The organism is Streptococcus suis, assembly GCF_019794615.1.
Taxonomy (GTDB): domain Bacteria; phylum Bacillota; class Bacilli; order Lactobacillales; family Streptococcaceae; genus Streptococcus; species Streptococcus suis_AI.
Map to the genome: position 1 here is coordinate 1 of NZ_JAIMDU010000076.1, position 692 is coordinate 692.

A 692-nucleotide genomic window follows, 5' to 3' on the forward strand; every position below is an offset into this window, starting at 1 on the left:
TTAGCTGAGAAGGTTACAATCAATCTCTGATCTTCTAGACCATCTTGAGGTAAAGGGCATTCTTTGTAAAAGACTTGTCTATAGAGAAGGTCTGGGTTGCTCTCGTCTAGTGCAGAAATATCATAGAATGTTTCAGACTTATCCCCCATCAACCGCCAACCTGTAGAAGATGTTGCCCAGTCTTTGTCTTCTTTCTTTAACTTTTTGACAGATTGAGTTGTGACAAAAGCTCTCCCGCTGATGTTATTGTAGCGCTTATTACCAATAGAAGAAAGTCCAGCATCTGTACAGACCACAAATTGAGCTTTTTCAAAATCCTTGATAATCTTCTTCTCTAAAGGTTTCATAGTCGTCTGTTCATTTGTATTACCAGGTGTTATCGAGAAAGCTAATGGAATTCCTTGAGAATCCATAAATAAGCCCATTTGAACGATTGGATTTGGTCGATGTTCTTTAGAATAGCCATATTGTCTCAATTTCCCCTCCTCATCTTCTTCCTCAATTTCGAAATAGAAATTTGTACAGTCGTAATAGAGAACGTCTGTTTTACGAGAGAAAAGAGCAGCTGAGTTTTTATAGAGTTGTTCTTGAATAAAGTCAGTCTCTTTGGCAATGATTTCTAATCCTCGGTAGAGGTGCTGGAGTTCCAGAGTTTTAGGCTCTAGGAGAGTTTGTGAAAAATGAGCGGTAGA

The 692-nt window shown here is 38.6% G+C and carries 1 protein-coding gene; it reads right to left on the reverse strand.

Annotated elements, in window-relative coordinates:
- Positions 1-692: IS1634 family transposase (locus tag K6V43_RS11625; RefSeq protein WP_496108343.1), on the reverse strand; the 692-nt coding region annotated here is incomplete at both ends.